Source organism: Methylobacillus gramineus, from assembly GCF_020532675.1.
GTDB lineage: Bacteria > Pseudomonadota > Gammaproteobacteria > Burkholderiales > Methylophilaceae > Methylobacillus > Methylobacillus gramineus.
The window spans coordinates 692903-708831 of record NZ_JAJAVE010000001.1 but is presented as its reverse complement, the minus strand read 5'-3'; the positions used below and the strand labels follow the sequence as shown (position 1 = coordinate 708831).

Here is a 15929-nt window from a genome sequence, read left to right as displayed (position 1 = left end):
TATTCCTGCCAGGATTCATCAGCGTGTCAGAAAGATGTCATTTCCTCACCATATTCAATACAATAGCAATTAAGCCTAACGGCAACACAACTATAAAATGATATAAATGAAACTTAATCTCTGGCTACTCATGATTATGATCCTCGGTAAACGGGATCATAAATTCAACATTGTTGTCACCAACTCACAATTCGGGGTGCAAAAAATCCTGTCAGTGGATAACAGCAATGTCTACGGGCAATCTGTCAGCCCTGAAGGCGCCTTGTCCCGCAATGTCATTGCCAGCCCTATAGAGCGCTTCGCTTACAATAACCTGGTTGTTGAATATCAATACTCCGTTGCTGGAATCAGCGCATTCCGCAGGTATACCTCATTATCCAGGCTGTTACTTGAATTACCCTTCATCATTACCCCGCTGCATCGCTGGACAGCCAACCTCAAATATTACCTCACCACTACCCTGCTCAATCGCCGTCAAACAGAAGCCAAGGAACGTTATGAGCTTCTGCGGTTTATTGTGGCGCACAAAGCCATTTCGGACACCCCATTTACCCTGAATGAGTTAATGGCGGAAATGCATGGGTTTTTATGCTTTACGCAGGATGACAGGATCTGGCATTTACGAAAAATGAAATATCAACTGACCTCTTTGGTGGAAACCAAAGATCTTGAAGAGTCAGGCAAGAATGCATATAAAGTCGCGGGCTTGGCCTGGAAAAGCCTGAGTGACTTTCAGGAAGAAAATAGAAGGCATAGAGACAGTGGTCGTATACAAATGATCATCGTATTGCTGACACTCGCTATCACATTGTTTGCGGTGGCACATTCGGGGATTATTCGCTTACCCGTGTTGCTGGATTTACGCACACAGGTTCCAGAACCTTTAAAAAATATCCAGCTTCCACTCTATTCCTTTATGCAGCCAGACGTGCCAGCTCATCAATCCGTAGAATCCATCCTGCTGCAAAAACCAGAAGCTACCAGCCTGGAACATGCCATGAGCATTGAACAACATCAGCTCCGCAGTAACGATGACCATCCCAGGACTGAAGCAGTAAAGAAATAACTGGCAGGCAAGGCTATCAAGCAACAATACCTCCCCAACATCAAGATCAGGATTACTTGCTCTGCTTGATACGCTCTGCAGCCTCTAAAGCAATTTTCTGATATTGAGGAATAACCTTCTGATTTACCTCGGCAGTCAACTTCATCGAGTCATTTGCGAGCAATGGCATCTTCTGGTTAATGGATTTCCCCTCAGGCGAGCTATAAAACTTGATCGCCGCCTGCAACTCTTCTTGAGTAAACGTACGACGATAAAGAGGAAGAATCAACTTTACAATGGCGTCATAGGATAAATTTTCCTGCTGAATCTTGACAGCTTTATCTCCTGCTTCCTCCGCAATTTTCTTTTGCTTGTCATTAAGTTGCTGGTAACCAAGAGAGTGCAGCATATTATTCTTTAAAGCGTTATCAGCATTTGCTCTCATTCCATCCAGCGTCGCCCGGACATTAGATACTTCCATGAACTTCAAGATCAACTCATCCGAAGCCGTTGCTGCGTTTGCGCTACCCATCAAAGCGCATAGCATATAGACCGCAAAAGAGGCTTTTAACATGTAATTCTCCTTAATTATGAGGTGAAATGATCAAATCACGCTTGCATATCCCTATGCAAGATCAAAAGTATCATTTTTTTCATTTTAATGGGAATTACTTTATAAAATAAGCCGCATGAATAAATAATTTACTCTCAAAAATATATTCAAGTATTGAGAAAATCGATGACATCTTCAATGCCATTAAATCTAAATTACATTAACACTAACCTATATCCAATTGAATAAAATAGATAACTACGAAACTAACACTAGGATATGTGTAAATTCAGAACAGTCCATCATACAGTTCAGCCTGTTGATGCTCACCAGAGCAAGCTGCAAGATGAAATGGTCACATTGATCAGGCGGGAAGATGCTGAGGCTGTAAAGAGAAAGGATGCAGAGAAAAGAAGACTGCTTCTCTAACACATCTGGGTGATCACTACATTATCCTGAACAGCCTCAAAGGGTCCCCAGGAGGACTAATCAACTTATACTCCTGAGAAATACCGTTGGATATCGTAATTTCCTCAGATCCAGGCCTGCCCTGACAAGAGCCCCGCCCAGTATCCACCTTGATGACATGCTTGCCCTCGGTCAAAAAGAACGTGGCATATTCTGAAGGCAGAATAGTGTATGCGCGGATATTGTCTATATATATCTCATTCTCACAGCCCAGCCCTATGCCGGAAGGTGCGGCATCACGACGCACGGTCACATAGGCCCCGGTAAAGAACTTGGGGTAACTTGCATACACCCGGTCTTGCGGCACAGGCTTGCTGGGCACGTAATTAGCAGGATTGCTGGAACAACCGGCAAGGATCAAACCAATCAAAATAAGTAATCGCATGGTATTCATTCTATATCGAACTAACGACTGTGGATTTCTTAATTTACCGCAGCCAGACCTTTGAATGCCCAACCAACCATCCAGCGCACCCCATGACATTGACAACAGAGTAAACAAAAAAACCACCGGCACGACTAATTGGGCGGTGGTTTTCAGTCTGATATTTGCCATTAAGCTACATGGAAAATATCAGTGGTGAAATATTTACATCAATGGGCATCATCCACAATCCAACTCATTGATCATGCACCAAATAAAGTTAGATAGCTGCCTGCTTGCGCTTGCGTGTTGACACGAAACCCATCACCCCCAAACCAGCCAGCAACATGGCATAGGTTTCAGGCTCTGGCACAGCCGCAATCAATCCATCAGTGCTACTGAATGTCACAAAGTGATCAGCGCCATATGCCTTGAATTGTGCCTGCTGAGAACCATCACAGCATTGCTCCAGCCCATAGATATTCAATACATGATTACCAGCATCCAGATTCAAGCTGATAGCAAAAGACTGCGAAGTATTATCGTAATTTCCAGACCACCACATGTCATGCGTCTTGAAATCATAGACAATACCCTCAACAAACACCGCCCCACCGTAACGGAAATCCACTCCTGAACGAATCTCCCACAACCCGGCATTGGCTTCCGATACACCAAAATTCACAGTAGACTTGAATGCAAAGTCAGCATTGGCCACCCCCAAACAAACCCAAGTTTGAAATGCCATCATATATATCAACCGTTTTAGCGCCGTACCCGTGGGATGGATTAGCCACTGCTGCATCCACAACTGATTGGTAGGCCGCAGCACTGCTTTGCGAGCCAGCTGTTGAATCCCTGTCTCGATTTTGATTTCACTGGCCTGAGCATTGCCAAAATGAGGTGATTATCAAAGTCACCACAGAAACGACCAATGCATGTTTAGTCATGAGCCTTGTCCTATTAATAGAGATGAATGATCTGATGCCATACATCTTGCAAAGCTCGTGCAAAACACAAACAATCAACTAAGCAATTGATTTAAATAATTTAAAAATTTAATACTAATGTAATTTTGGAAAGCTATAGATGTAATTTCGACAGTGATAAATAGATATGATGAAATATCGACTGATCCATATTAAAAGAACCAATGTTGAGCGTGAAATCTCATATTCAAAACCGCCAATAGCACTGGGACTTTAGAAGCGAGGAATAACTTATTGAGTGTACTTGGTGCCCGGGGCCGGAATCGAACCGGCACGACCTTACAGTCGAGAGATTTTAAGTCTCTTGTGTCTACCAATTTCACCACCCGGGCAAGAGAGAGTGCTGAAACGCCTCGAACGAAGCGAGGCAGTATTCTATCACCGACTACTCGGAATTGAGTAGCCGATAATGAGAAAATTCAATATCGACGCGCTTCGGAAGCTGAATCTGCAATGCAAAACAATATTGACGGTATTTGACTTGTAATTCATTGAGTGTCCATAATCGCATAAGACTTTCTTACATAACAGGACAATGCACTTGCATTGGGGAAAATCGCATCGTTAATTGAGCAAGACTCACAAAAAATACTAATAGGCTGGACGGTATTGGGCCATCCAGCCTTTAGAATGACGCTTACCAGTAGTAACTCAACTGAGCATCAACCGTCCTGGAGGTACCATAGAAACAAGTGTTTTCACACACGCTGAGATATTCCTTATTGAGAAGATTGGTAGCATTGACTTGCAAGCTCCAGTGAGCTGAGAGCGGATAGACCGCCATTGCATCAACCAGTGTGTAAGAAGGCACGGTATAACCAGAAAGGTTGGCTTTGTCCTCGGTGCTACCGTTGTAGCGCACGCCTAAACTTAACCTCAAGCCATTTAATATTGTGCTTTGTGTGTGCTTGTAATTAAGTTTGACTGTTGCTTGATGATCTGGGATGAGCAATGCCCGTCCAGAGCTGACCGTCGTATAGTCCTGGGTTGCATGATTGCGAGTCAGGCTTACACGAGCTGAGAGATTGTCACTGATGCGCAAATCAGATTGCAGCTCGATACCACGGTTCTTGCGATCACCAATTTGAGTCTGGATGAATGTTAAAGGATCAGGTACTAGCGCGTTATCTTCTTTCAGATCAAAAAATGCGAGATTGAAGCTGCCCTTTATCCACTCAGGCCCATACTTAAGACCTACCTCCAATTGCTTACCACTATATGGCTTAATATGCCCGTTGATTTCTACCGGCGCAATTACCTTTGCCAATAGCTCCATGCAGGGCATGCTTGATTTTTATTTCTGCAGACATAGATCTGTGCTGAAGGTCAGCACACATTAAAGTTAAGGTGTTTACTATTTACCCGAGGATAATTGCCTCAAGCCTGGCCAATACCTCATCCAGCAAGAAATCAGGCACACTTTCTTTTAGTTTTGCCTTACGTATACGCCAATCGAGGGATTTAATCTGATGGCAATGGATGGCACCCTGTGTATCTATACCACTTCCCATTAATGTCACTACCGTGCCATATGTGCGTGCAGAAGCTGCAGCTCCTTGGGAAATCGGACAGATGACCGCCAGCCCCAATTTATTAAAGGCCTTCTGACTTACAATAAAACCAAAATGAGGGCCTTTCATTTCACTGCCAGCAGCAGGATCAAACTCAAGGTGAACAATATCACCCCGGTCCGGTATATAAGCCATTACAGCGTCTCCTGACCAACCACAGGCATCTCATCCCAACCTTCTACAGAGGGCAGCTTTCCGGCCGGCATTTCCGCCAACAGGTCAGTTAGCTTGTAGTGTGGTCGACGCTCTGGTTTCAATAACAAGCCTTCCTTGGTTATAGATACTTCCAGCGCTGAACCGACTACTGCACCCATTTGCTCTAAGAGTGCGGCAGGCAATCGGACACTTGCGCTATTACCCCATTTTTGAATTGAGAGTTTCATAAGACCTCCATTTAAGTATCCTCATTGTAGATACATGAAATGAAAATCTCAAGAGCAATTGTAGCAACGATGTATCAACATCTATAAGCGTTGATATTAGCGCGAAGAGAATGACTGTGTTGATATTATCAACGATATCAACATAAACTGACCTTTTTAAGGTCGTGCCGGTTCGATTCCGGCCCGGGCACCAAGTACATCAATACCTTACTAGCTCCTCCCTAATTTTCCCTGGTCAGCTACCAATGGCAATTGAATAGTAACTAATGTGCCAACGCCGTCAATTGGCTGGTTGATGGCGATACTTCCACCGTGATGGCGCACTATTTCACGCACAATCGCCAAGCCCAGGCCACACCCTTCCGGGCCTTCATCCAGCCGGTAAAAACGGTCAAATACCTGCTCACGCTGATCTTGTGGAATGCCGGGGCCGTTGTCTTCGACTTCTATCACACCTTGATTTGTATCTGCATAACAGCGGATAGTGATATTGCCTCCAACCGGCGTATAGCGCAGTGCGTTATCCACCAGGTTAGCGAGCATTTCCTGGATTTGCCACCGACTCGCTTCCACCTGTACATTTTCCAGGTTAAGTCCCAGGTCTATATTTTTTGCATAAGCCCGAGTCAGCCAATCCGCAGCAAGGTCTTGAATGGCATCGCTGATGTTGATGTGAGTGAACTTGTTGACGTCAGCCTCCCCTTCTGCCCTGGCCAGGGCTAATAACTGATTGGCCAGGCGAACAATGCGCCGGGTACTGGTCAACATGCGTTGATGCGACTGTTCACGTTCTTGTGGACTTTGCTCGCCAGACAGCTCCAGCTGCATTTGTAACCCAGCCAGAGGGGTACGCAATTGGTGAGCTGCGTTAGCTAGGAACTGATTCTGCAATTTGAGTGACTGATCCAGCCGTGCCAGCAAGGAATTCAGCGCAGTAATAATTTCGCGGATTTCCTCAGGTGCTTTGCCCTCGTCCATGGGGCTCAAGTCTGTTTCTGAACGGGCATTGATCTGGGCACGAATCTGCGCCAAAGGCTGCAAGCCTCGCCCTACCCCCACCCACAGCACCACGATAGCAAAAATGGCAAAGATCAGCTCCGGCACGATCATGTGCAACAAGGTTTTCTGCACCAAGCGGTTACGTTTATAGGTGGTTTCCGCAAGATAGAGCACGGCCCCCAAGGATTGGCTACGCAAGGCAACTACGCGTATCGGGTCACCATTGAACTTGGCATCGTAATACACCGGCTTGCCATCAACAGCTGGAGGATTAATCGGCAGGCCAGACTCTCCCGCAATAAAATGTCCAGCCTCATCAAAGATGGCGGCTTTAGCCGCATCGTAACTATCCAGCTCACTCTTGAGCAGCGAGCGCTCTATGGCTGGATAAGCACCTGTCCATGCACTTTTATCGGCAGGCAGGTTACGCTCCATGTTGTATGCCAGCTTGAGCAGGTGCTGGTCATATACTTCCCGCGCGGGTTCGAGCGCCATGAAGTAATCAGTGACAATCCCCACAGCCACCAGCAGGCTCAATGCGATCAAAAGCCATCTCAAGAGCTTTTGTCTGAGGCTATTGGCAACACTCATTGCGCAGGCTCTTCCAGCAGGTATCCAAAGCCGCGCACTGTGCGGATATGCACCCCATGGCTATCCAGCTTGCTACGCAGACGTGATATATAAACTTCCACGGCATTCAATGTAATGTCAGTTTTCCAGTCACAAAGCGTTTCCACGATGGCCTCTTTACGCACCACTTTGCCAAGATTGCGTAGCAAATAGACCAAGACATCCCATTCGCGGATTGAAAGTTCAAGCGGCTCCCCAGCTACATGAGCGCGTTGTGCTCCCAGGTCAATCAGCAATTGACCACAGGCAAGTGTGTTGCGCTCACTCAATGCATGGCGGCGCAACAAGGCACGAGTACGTGCGTGGAGTTCCGCCAGCACAAAGGGCTTGAGCATAAAGTCATCAGCCCCCAGGTCCAGTCCATAGACGCGAAAATCCACATCGTCGCGCGCTGAGATAATGAGCACGGGAATATTGCGATTGTGCTTGCGCAGGCGTCGTAGCACCTCAAACCCATCCATGCCTGGCAAGCCAATATCAAGAAGCACAAGATCGTAGCTGTCAGCTTCTATCATGGCATTTGCCTTGGTGCCGGTTTCAGCTAGGTCTACTGCGTAGCCTGCCTTGGATAGCGACTCGCACGTTCCTTCAGCAAGAATCGCATCATCTTCCACAACCAGTATGCGCATAAACCTCTCTTAATAAGCACTCTCGGTGCGGGAACTGTTGGGATAGTGACGGTAAATCCACCCAAACACCACTGGCAATACAAGCAGGGTCAGTATGGTCGTAGTGACCATGCCTCCGACAATGACCAATGCCAGAGGGCGCTGCGCCTGGGAACCAATCGCTTGTGACAATGCCGCTGGCAGCAATCCCAGTCCTGCCAGCATGGCCGTCATCAGCACCGGACGCAAGCGCATGGACGCCCCTTCAAGAATGGCTTTTTGCAGCCCATGCTCACCCTGATTATACAAACTCTTGATATAAGAGATAAGAATGACACCATCCTGGATGGCAATGCCAAACAAGGAAAGAAAGCCTATTCCTGCGGAAATTGAAAGCTCCTCACCTGCCAGATAAAGCGCCGCAATCCCACCTATGGTGGCAAATGGCACATTCAACAATACCAACGAGGCATCCTTGGCGCTGCCAAATGCAGAGTACAGCATGATAAAAATCGCCAGCAAGGTTAAAGGGACAATCACTGCCAGTTTTTTATGCGCTTCCTGCATCTGGTTGAACTGTCCATCCCATTGAGTTTTATAGCCACGCGGCAGGTCCACCTGCTCGCTTACCAGCTTCTGTGCCTCCGCTGCCGCACTGCCAAGATCCCTGTCTCTCACGCCAAAGCGGATAGCAATATAACGGCGTCCGGATTCTCGATAAATAAAGAAGGGGCCATCACTGAGCTCCACCGTTGCGACCATGGATAAAGGAATACGTTGCCCATCAGGCGTATCCACCAGCAACCGCTGAATCAAGTCCAGGCGATTACGTTGTGCCTCAGGAAAACGCAACGCCAGATCAAATGAACGCTCACCTTCCAGCACCTTGCTCACAGGGCTACCCCCAATGGCATTGATCACCAGGTTTTGTATATCTGCTACATTGAGCCCAAAGCGCGCACTGGCTTCTCGATTGACCCGTATATTCATGGTGGGCTGACCCAGCTCACGGAAAATGCCGACATCCGTCATGCCATCAATGCCGCGCAGTATGGATTGCACCTGCAATGCCTTTTCATGAAGCACTTCAAGATCATCCCCAAAGATCTTCACCGAGTTCTCACCCTTGACACCAGATAATGCTTCAGCCACGTTGTCCTGTATGTATTGCGAGAAGTTGTATTCAATCCCGGGAATGGCCTGCAAATAGCCTTCTACCCGCTTGACCAGGTCATCTCGTGTCACGCCTGCAGCCCACTCTTCAGGTTTTTTCAGATAAACCCCAAACTCTACATTGAAGACACCAGTGGCATCCGTGCCATCATCCGGTCTGCCGATCTGCCCGACCACGGTTTTGACTTCAGGCTGCTTAAGCAGATAACCACGCACGCGGGAGGCAAAATCAGAGGAGTAATGTAAATCCACGGTATTGGGTAGTGTGATACGCACCCAGAGATTATTCTCCTCCAGTGTGGGCAGGAAGCTGGTACCCAGGCGGCTCGCACCCACCAGCGCAATGCCAAACGCCAGCAAGGCAGCCACCGCCACCATCCCTGGCTTACGCAGCAATACTGCCAGCAGTGGGCGATACACCTTGATCAAGGCGCCTATCATGCCAGGCCTGTGTTCTATCTTATCCGGCTTGAACAGGAAAGATGCTGCTGATGGAATGAAGGTCAGGCTGAGGATCATGGAAGCCAGGAGCGCCAAGCCCATGGTATATGCCATCGGGTGAAAAATCTTGCCTTCAACCCCGCCCATAATGAAGAGAGGCGCATAAGCCATGATGATGATCATAGTGGAAAAAATCATGGGGCGCTGCACCTCCGCTGCAGCAGCCACGATAGTCTGGCGCAAATTGCTGCTACCATTTTCCATGCGCCGCATGATGTTCTCGATCACGATCACCGCCGCATCCACAATCAGGCCAAAATCGATTGCCCCTAGCGAAATCAGGTTAGCCGGAATTGCCAGCACCATGCCTGCAAATGAAACACTCAACGCTAACGGGATCACGATTGCCACTGCTATGGCGGCACGCAGGCTACCCAGGAAAACGAAAAGCACCACCAAAACCAGTGCCATCCCAAACAATAGCGTGTGATGTACGGTGCCCATGGTCAGGTCCAGCAACTCCTGCCTGTCGTAAAATGGCTCCAGGTGTATGCCTTCAGGCAGTAGACCACTACTATTGATCTGGTCAACCTTGCTATGCACACGCTCCAGCATTTCTGAAGCATTTCCGCCACGCCGCATGAGCACGATGCCCTCTACCGCATCTGGGTTATCGTTATATTGCACTACGCCCAAGCGTGGTGCGTAGCCAAACTCAACGCTAGCTACATCTCCCACTCGCACTGGAATGCCGCTTCTGGAGACGATCACGATATTACTTACATCCTCCAGGGTTTTCACCAGACCTATGCCCCGTACGACATACTGTTGCTCTCCCGACCTGAGATTACCGCCCCCTGCATTGGCATTAGCATTACCCAACGCCTCCACCAACTGGTTGAGCGAGATATTGTAAGCCTGTAGCTTTTTTACATCCGGCAATACCTGGTATTGCTTAGTAGGCCCGCCAAACCCATTGATATCAGCGATGCCAGGCACGGTCTTGAGCTGCCGATATATTTCCCAGTCCTGATAAGACTTGAGCAGCATGACGTCATCGCCACTCTCAGAGGCCACGCGATACCGCAACACTTCCCCCAAGGCGTCGGCATCCGGGCTCAGCTCACTCTGAATGCCTTCTGGCAATTCAGCGGTATCTAGTTGCAGTTGCACATTCTGGCGTGCAGTGAACGAGTCTGTACCATCCTCGAACTGCAGAGTAACAACCGAAAGACCAAACAATGAAACCGAGCGGAAGGTCTTGAGATGTGGCAGGTTGGCCAGCGATGTTTCCACCGGTACCGTAATCTGGCGCTCTATTTCATTGGTACCTCGGCCAGGCCACTGCGTGATCACCTGGACATTGAGCGGGGATATATTGGGATATGGCTCGATAGGCAACTTGTTGAAACTGATATAGCCCAGCACCAACAATCCCAGGCACAAGCCCATGATCAACAATCGCCTGCGCAACACCCCTGCGATAAAAGCCCCACTTGCCTGCATTATGCAGCACCTGACAATGTCTGATTGAGCAAGGTTGCGCCTCTTACCACCACTTTTTCTCCTGCATTCAATCCCTGCACAATCGCTACCAATCCATCCTGATAAGGCATGGTGGTCACTTGTCTTTTGCGGAAATGACCATCCGCCATTTCGACAATGATGTAATCCACCTGCAAGGAGCGGATGATGGCATCTGCTGGAACAAGTAAAGCCTGGCGCTTACCCACATTGAGGCTGGCAGTGGCAAACATGTCAGGGCGTAATCGCCCATCATTAGTGACGCGGCAACGCACTCTCAGCGTATTGCTTTCGCTATCCACGCTAGGAGCGATGAGGTCTACCCGGGCCGCATAGACTTGTCCGGGCAAGGCCTGCACATTAAGCTGCATTCCCTGTCCCAGCTTGATGCTTGCGTAGTCTTGCTCATACACATTGCCGTAAAACCACAGCGTTGAAACATCAGCAATCGACATGAAGCTGTCACCGAGGTTGATAAAGGCCCCTGGGTCCATATTGCGCACTGTGACCACACCACTGATGGGAGCGCGCAACAACAGATGCTCATTGATTTTCCCAGTCTGCTCCAGCTGACGTATATCCTGATCGGAAGCCCCCATCACCTTCATACGTTCTCGCGCAGACTGCAGGGTGGATTCAGCATCTTCTGCCAGCTCTTGCGTCGCCTTGCTACCCTGCAAAGTACGCCAGGTGTTGCGTGCCAAAAGCAGCTCATTCTGCGCAGAGATATATTCCGGACTGTAAAGTGCGGCTACAGGCTGCCCCTGCTTCACCGTAACCCCCTCAAATACCAGGATACGGTCCAGCCGACCAGCAATACGCGCAGACACCAAATGAATGTTTTCTGCATTGAATGCCAGTCTACCCATGATAGGAATCAGGTCATTGATTTCCCGGGACTCAGGTAATGCGCTATGAAAAAAATCTGGATCTAGCCTGTCTGCTCTGGGTGGTGACACTTGCGATGCAGGATCAGGCTGATTGCTGACCTCCGGGGACAGTGTCTGCACCTGATGCCAATTGATGGGCATGAGGATGGCACCTGCCGTTGCACCTAATACAAATACAATGATCAATACCAATGGCTTGCGCATGATGTCAGTCTTCCCCTCTCCCTACTGATGCGTCCAGCGCAGCTATTGCCTGTGCTAGACCTCCTTCTATGTGAGCAGCAGCAAGCTCGGTATCCCGTAAGTTCTGCTGCGCCAGCAACAAGCCGTTGAAATCACCAGCATTATTGGCATAGCTGTGCAGCGCCAATCGGTAAGCAGCTCTGGCCTCTGGTAAGCGTCGCTGCTCAAGCAAGGCTTTTTCGCTGACGACCTGCTGCACCTGGCTATAAGCATTTGCAATCTCCAGCTGCACCTGTCGCCATGCAACCTCAGTCCCAGCCTGAGCTGAAATCATTCCGGCATTGGCCGCGTTGACCCCAGCTTTCTCACTCTGGAAAAACCAGGTAGGTAGCACCAGATCGACCTCCAGGCCATATGCATTACCTGCCATACCATAAGGTGGATGGTCGCTGATCTTGGTCAGGATGAGCTGCATATCGGGGTAATAGGCTTTCTTGGCCAACGCCACATTTTTCTGGGCAGCTTCCAGCTGAAAAGCACTGTCGCGCAACGCAGGGTGCCTACCTTGCGCTTCATCAAGCAATTCAAATAAAGGCCTCAGGTCCAACTCGCCTGTTTCCTGCGCCTGTACTAGAAGCGGCTGAACAGGATTGCGACCAATAAGGCTATTGATACTTTGCTGTGCCACTGCAATCTGGCGGCGAGTCTGGAAGATATCATTTTCAGCACTGCCTTGTGCCACCTGCGCATTCATATAATCGACAAAGGCCGCCGCATTGTTGGCATAACGCACTTTCGCCACCTGCTTGAGCTGCTCGAGGCGCGCTATCGTGTCCTGGTTGATCTGCTCTTGCTTTTGCAAGGCAAGTAATTGGTAATATTGGGTTTTCAGTTGCGCCAGCAACTGCACATATAAACCATCAATCTGTGCGCCGGCACTGTCTGCCTGGGATTGCAGGATGTCAGCCGCCAGCTGCTTTTTTCCTGGGAAAGACATGGTTTGGGTGAGCCGGTAACTCGTCCCCTGGGAGCGACTCAGGTTGCCATGCGGGATCGGCGTTTGCTCCATGCCTACCATGGGCCTATCCCATGCAAGCGCTTGCGGAATTTGCGCCGCAATCTGCAATCGGCCCTGTTCGGCCTGCATGAATTGGGGATTCTGCGCCCGCAACTCCTGAGTGAGTTGCTGCAGGTTCATGCTGTGGGCATCTTCAGCCAATGCCTGGCAGGACACCAAAGCCAGCAGCAATAAAAACCGCCGCCCTGTTAAAGAGAGGAAATACCTTTTTTTACCCATGCCTGCATGGTATTGACCATACCCTACGTCAACCTTAATCCTAGCTGACAGAAAGCTGACGATTCAATAGTAAAGTCACATGATGAAAATAATTAAGAAGTTAAGTTGGTTCTGTAAATGAGTATCAATAATGCATTAAAATTCTGCGCGATGCATGTGCATCATTCATCCTCATTACTCAGGGTTATATAACAATGAAAAAGAATATTATTCCTCTACTGATGCTGGCTGCACTGGCTGGTTGCGCATCACCGGCCACCAAAGAAGCCATGCTGATTTCTGCTGAAACCGTGCAAAGCGTCAACCCGGCACAAAAAGGGAAATTTACCGTGGCAGCCGTGACTGGAGGTAAAGCAACCAACCCCATGTGGACCTCTCAGGTCAGCCAGGAAAATTTTGAAGGAGCATTGAAGGAGTCGCTTGTACTGGCCGGCCTGACAGCAACAGATGCCAATGGCTCCCAATATAAAATGATGCCAACCTGGTCTCTTTAGAGCAACCCCTGATCGGCCTGACATTTGATGTTGTGTCGAATGTGAACTATCGCGTATACAAAGATGGTTTTGAAAAGGTATTACCAATCAAGGCAACTGGCACCGCCACTTTTTCAGATGCGGCAGTGGCTATCGCACGTTTGAGGATAGCAAACGAAAAATCGATACAAAACAATATTGCTGAATTCATCAAGCAGCTAGGCAAACTGACAGACATCCAATAACGCGGTACGTGGCCCGTTCAATTCGGGCCACATCGAGATGTGCGGTAATAGATATTCCTTCTAATTCGATATTTGTAACATCACCTTAACAAATATCGAATATCCTATACATCCTTTAAATATCGGTATCGCTTTGATCAAGCCCATACCTCTACCTTCATGATTCTTTTTCTCAGCTTCGACGGTGTTTTACATCCGGCAGGACAGCTCAACCAAAGCTTTAGCAAACTCCCCTTGCTGGAAAGCTGGTTAAGAGCGCATCAGGAAATAAAAGTAGTTGTGAGCAGCAAATGGCGCAAGAACATGCCCTTTGAAGATATCTGCCATATTTTCTCGGACGATATCAAACCTCGCGTGATCGGCACCACGCCAGACTTACAAGAAGACTCGCAAGATGCGCACTGGCGATTGTCTGAAATTTTTGATTGGCTTAAATGCTGCGGAGACCAGCACCCGTGGATAGTGCTGGACGATGGGGAATTCCCCACAGCGTTTAATCGTTTAGTCCGTTGCGATCCAGATACCGGACTGACAGAACATGACATTCACGCCCTGACACAACTGAAATCAGAGATGACCTTGCAGGCCACAGCGCATTAACACTTAGCTGTTGTTAAAAAGTCTGAATTGCTTGCACCCATTCAGATAAACGTACAATTTGCTGCCCGGCCTTATCAAAATTGTCCGGCGCAAGCCACCGCAGATACACCTCACGCAATGCTGGCCACTCCTGATCAATGATGGAAAACCAGGCAGTATCACGGCTACGCCCCTTATAGACCACCGCCTGGCGGAACACCCCTTCAAAGCGGAAACCCAACCTCAAGGCAGCCGCACGTGACGGTGCGTTCAAGTCATCACACTTCCATTCATAGCGTCTATATCCCAGGTCATCAAACACGTGTCGCATCAGCAGGAACTGCGCTTCCGTGGCTATTCTGGACTTTTGCAGCAATGGTGAATACACCACGAATCCCACCTCAACCACGCCATTCTTAGGATCAATCCGCATCAGGGATAACGTCCCGATTGCACGTTCTGTCTCAAGATCAATCACTGCGTAATGCAGGGGATCGCTCGACGCTTCGAGCTCGAGCACATATTGCTCAAAACTGGTCAATGCGTCGAATGGGCCAACTGCAATATAGGTCCAGTCCCGATGGTCATCAGCCAATTGATAGGCGGCAAACAAACTCTCCGCATGCCGCTGACTCACTGGTTCAAGCCGGCAATAATGGCCAGCAAGTTCAACATGCGGTGGTAGAGGCCGCGTATGCCAGTCTGACAGATCGGGGCCTACTGGCTGTCCATAGTTGTTAAAGTTCATGTTTAACCAACTGTTCCTTTATTCAACATTTGCAATCCATTGTGTAATCACCGCTTTTAACTTTGACTGCAAAGCAGGCGCCAATTGCTGTCCCTGGGCACGTAGATGCGGCACCGATAAAGTACCTAACTCCCCCACATGGCCCACATACCAGCGCTCCAGCCCCGGGGCGGTAACTTCAATATGAAATTGCAATGCCAGCCCATGACGGCCATATGCAAAGGCCTGATTGGCATACAGCGCTGAAGACGCCAACAGTGTGGCCCCGTCTGGTAAATCGAACGTATCCCCATGCCAATGCAACACCTGGCTCTGACTATCCAAGACCTTCAATGGTGAAGCTTTGCCTGCGTCATTTAAAGACAAAGCACTCCAGCCAATTTCCTTGCCCTGCACACCCGCATAGACATTGGCTCCCAGAGCACGTGCCATGATCTGCGCTCCCAGGCAGATGCCGAGAGTAGCCTTGCCACTTTCCAGCCTGTGCCTGGTGACGTCGATAACCTGCTGCAGAAATGGGTAATCTTCTGTTTGGTAAACGCCAATCGGGCCACCCAATACAAACAGAAGGTCCACATTGGTGGCCTGCTCATAGTCCTCATTCGTTGCAGTCGGCGTATCTACATATTGCAGCGTGTACCCCGCCTCCAGCAAAATCGGGGCAATCCCATCCAGGTCTTCAAAGGCAAGATGGCGCAAGGCCATGGCAGTTTTCATGAGTTCAATTTCCTTATGTATACAATCCATCCACACAGCATTGATGCAT

At 48.9% G+C, this 15929-nt stretch carries 16 protein-coding genes, 1 tRNA gene and 1 pseudogene; 4 read left to right on the top strand and 14 right to left on the bottom strand.

Translation table 11 applies throughout. The features are described from left to right. The first annotated feature begins 106 nt into the window (after nt 1-106). Nucleotides 107-1066, top strand: a complete 960-nt coding sequence (locus LG201_RS03340) for a hypothetical protein (protein ID WP_226770757.1) — start codon at nt 107-109, stop codon at nt 1064-1066. 52 nt (nt 1067-1118) lie between these two features. Here LG201_RS03340 and LG201_RS03335 read toward each other — a convergent pair whose 3' ends face one another. The 12 genes and pseudogenes from LG201_RS03335 to LG201_RS03280 form a co-directional block, all read right to left on the bottom strand. Beyond that, nucleotides 1119-1619, bottom strand: a complete 501-nt coding sequence (locus LG201_RS03335; RefSeq protein ID WP_226770756.1) for a DUF2059 domain-containing protein — start codon at nt 1617-1619, stop codon at nt 1119-1121. Nucleotides 1620-2043: 424 nt separating this feature from the next. Then, nucleotides 2044-2451 carry a hypothetical protein gene (locus LG201_RS03330; RefSeq protein ID WP_226770755.1) on the bottom strand — a complete coding sequence of 136 codons (408 nt, stop codon included), beginning with the start codon at nt 2449-2451 and terminating at the stop codon, nt 2044-2046. A 259-nt stretch (nt 2452-2710) separates the two neighbouring features. Then, nucleotides 2711-3313: pseudogene (locus LG201_RS03325) on the bottom strand (CCXG family PEP-CTERM protein); the annotation flags it as partial. Nucleotides 3314-3664: 351 nt separating this feature from the next. Next, nucleotides 3665-3751, bottom strand: a tRNA-Leu gene (locus LG201_RS03320). 305 nt (nt 3752-4056) lie between these two features. Beyond that, nucleotides 4057-4695, bottom strand: a complete 639-nt coding sequence (locus LG201_RS03315) for a TonB-dependent siderophore receptor (protein ID WP_226770754.1) — start codon at nt 4693-4695, stop codon at nt 4057-4059. A gap of 82 nt (nt 4696-4777) precedes the next feature. After that, nucleotides 4778-5125 carry a type II toxin-antitoxin system PemK/MazF family toxin gene (locus LG201_RS03310; RefSeq protein ID WP_226770753.1) on the bottom strand — a complete coding sequence of 116 codons (348 nt, stop codon included), beginning with the start codon at nt 5123-5125 and terminating at the stop codon, nt 4778-4780. After that, nucleotides 5125-5373, bottom strand: a complete 249-nt coding sequence (locus LG201_RS03305) for an AbrB/MazE/SpoVT family DNA-binding domain-containing protein (protein WP_226770752.1) — start codon at nt 5371-5373, stop codon at nt 5125-5127. Before LG201_RS03305 ends, LG201_RS03310 begins: the two co-directional genes overlap by 1 nt. A 210-nt stretch (nt 5374-5583) precedes the next feature. Continuing rightward, entirely contained in the window at nt 5584-6963 is a 1380-nt protein-coding gene (locus tag LG201_RS03300) for a sensor histidine kinase (RefSeq protein WP_226770751.1), read from the bottom strand. Further along, nucleotides 6960-7631: a response regulator gene (locus LG201_RS03295; protein ID WP_226770750.1), complete on the bottom strand. Its 672-nt coding sequence runs from the start codon at nt 7629-7631 to the stop codon at nt 6960-6962. The genes LG201_RS03300 and LG201_RS03295 overlap by 4 nt, the downstream gene beginning before the upstream one ends. A gap of 9 nt (nt 7632-7640) precedes the next feature. Then, a complete protein-coding gene (locus LG201_RS03290) occupies nt 7641-10730 on the bottom strand; it encodes an efflux RND transporter permease subunit (RefSeq protein ID WP_226770749.1) in 3090 nt (1029 codons plus the stop codon). Continuing rightward, nucleotides 10730-11842 (bottom strand): efflux RND transporter periplasmic adaptor subunit, encoded by a 1113-nt coding sequence (locus LG201_RS03285; RefSeq protein ID WP_226770748.1) that lies wholly within the window; start codon nt 11840-11842, stop codon nt 10730-10732. Before LG201_RS03285 ends, LG201_RS03290 begins: the two co-directional genes overlap by 1 nt. A gap of 4 nt (nt 11843-11846) precedes the next feature. Further along, nucleotides 11847-13118 (bottom strand): TolC family protein, encoded by a 1272-nt coding sequence (locus tag LG201_RS03280; RefSeq protein ID WP_226770747.1) that lies wholly within the window; start codon nt 13116-13118, stop codon nt 11847-11849. 194 nt (nt 13119-13312) lie between these two features. On the opposite strand from LG201_RS03280, the gene LG201_RS03275 reads away from it, so the two are divergent. The 3 genes from LG201_RS03275 to LG201_RS03265 all read left to right on the top strand — a co-directional run bounded on the left by LG201_RS03275 (nt 13313) and on the right by LG201_RS03265 (nt 14436). Next, complete coding sequence (locus tag LG201_RS03275) at nt 13313-13612, top strand: hypothetical protein (protein ID WP_226770746.1); 300 nt, start codon at nt 13313-13315, stop codon at nt 13610-13612. Between the two features lie 41 nt (nt 13613-13653). Beyond that, the gene (locus LG201_RS03270) at nt 13654-13836 is read left to right on the top strand and encodes a hypothetical protein (RefSeq protein ID WP_226770745.1); all 183 of its coding nucleotides are present in this window, start codon (nt 13654-13656) and stop codon (nt 13834-13836) included. 159 nt (nt 13837-13995) lie between these two features. Next, on the top strand, nt 13996-14436 hold the full coding sequence (locus LG201_RS03265) for an HAD domain-containing protein (RefSeq protein WP_226770744.1): 441 nt from the start codon (nt 13996-13998) through the stop codon (nt 14434-14436). A 13-nt stretch (nt 14437-14449) separates the two neighbouring features. On the opposite strand, the gene LG201_RS03260 is transcribed toward LG201_RS03265, so the two are convergent. Both LG201_RS03260 and LG201_RS03255 read right to left on the bottom strand, forming a co-directional pair. Next, nucleotides 14450-15163: a GNAT family N-acetyltransferase gene (locus LG201_RS03260; protein ID WP_226770743.1), complete on the bottom strand. Its 714-nt coding sequence runs from the start codon at nt 15161-15163 to the stop codon at nt 14450-14452. A gap of 18 nt (nt 15164-15181) precedes the next feature. Continuing rightward, entirely contained in the window at nt 15182-15880 is a 699-nt protein-coding gene (locus tag LG201_RS03255; RefSeq protein ID WP_226770742.1) for a glutamine amidotransferase, read from the bottom strand. Nucleotides 15881-15929 lie beyond the last annotated feature (49 nt).

Excerpts from the sequence above, each read along its gene's own strand:
- LG201_RS03340 (WP_226770757.1), top strand. The coding sequence starts at position 107 with ATGAAACTTAATCTCTGGCTACTCATGATTATGATCCTCGGTAAACGG.
- LG201_RS03335 (WP_226770756.1), bottom strand. The coding sequence starts at position 1,619 with ATGTTAAAAGCCTCTTTTGCGGTCTATATGCTATGCGCTTTGATGGGT.
- LG201_RS03330 (WP_226770755.1), bottom strand. The coding sequence starts at position 2,451 with ATGCGATTACTTATTTTGATTGGTTTGATCCTTGCCGGTTGTTCCAGC.
- LG201_RS03315 (WP_226770754.1), bottom strand. The coding sequence starts at position 4,695 with ATGGAGCTATTGGCAAAGGTAATTGCGCCGGTAGAAATCAACGGGCAT.
- LG201_RS03310 (WP_226770753.1), bottom strand. The coding sequence starts at position 5,125 with ATGGCTTATATACCGGACCGGGGTGATATTGTTCACCTTGAGTTTGAT.
- LG201_RS03305 (WP_226770752.1), bottom strand. The coding sequence starts at position 5,373 with ATGAAACTCTCAATTCAAAAATGGGGTAATAGCGCAAGTGTCCGATTG.
- LG201_RS03300 (WP_226770751.1), bottom strand. The coding sequence starts at position 6,963 with ATGAGTGTTGCCAATAGCCTCAGACAAAAGCTCTTGAGATGGCTTTTG.
- LG201_RS03295 (WP_226770750.1), bottom strand. The coding sequence starts at position 7,631 with ATGCGCATACTGGTTGTGGAAGATGATGCGATTCTTGCTGAAGGAACG.
- LG201_RS03290 (WP_226770749.1), bottom strand. The coding sequence starts at position 10,730 with ATGCAGGCAAGTGGGGCTTTTATCGCAGGGGTGTTGCGCAGGCGATTG.
- LG201_RS03285 (WP_226770748.1), bottom strand. The coding sequence starts at position 11,842 with ATGCGCAAGCCATTGGTATTGATCATTGTATTTGTATTAGGTGCAACG.
- LG201_RS03280 (WP_226770747.1), bottom strand. The coding sequence starts at position 13,118 with ATGGGTAAAAAAAGGTATTTCCTCTCTTTAACAGGGCGGCGGTTTTTA.
- LG201_RS03275 (WP_226770746.1), top strand. The coding sequence starts at position 13,313 with ATGAAAAAGAATATTATTCCTCTACTGATGCTGGCTGCACTGGCTGGT.
- LG201_RS03265 (WP_226770744.1), top strand. The coding sequence starts at position 13,996 with ATGATTCTTTTTCTCAGCTTCGACGGTGTTTTACATCCGGCAGGACAG.
- LG201_RS03260 (WP_226770743.1), bottom strand. The coding sequence starts at position 15,163 with ATGAACTTTAACAACTATGGACAGCCAGTAGGCCCCGATCTGTCAGAC.
- LG201_RS03255 (WP_226770742.1), bottom strand. The coding sequence starts at position 15,880 with ATGAAAACTGCCATGGCCTTGCGCCATCTTGCCTTTGAAGACCTGGAT.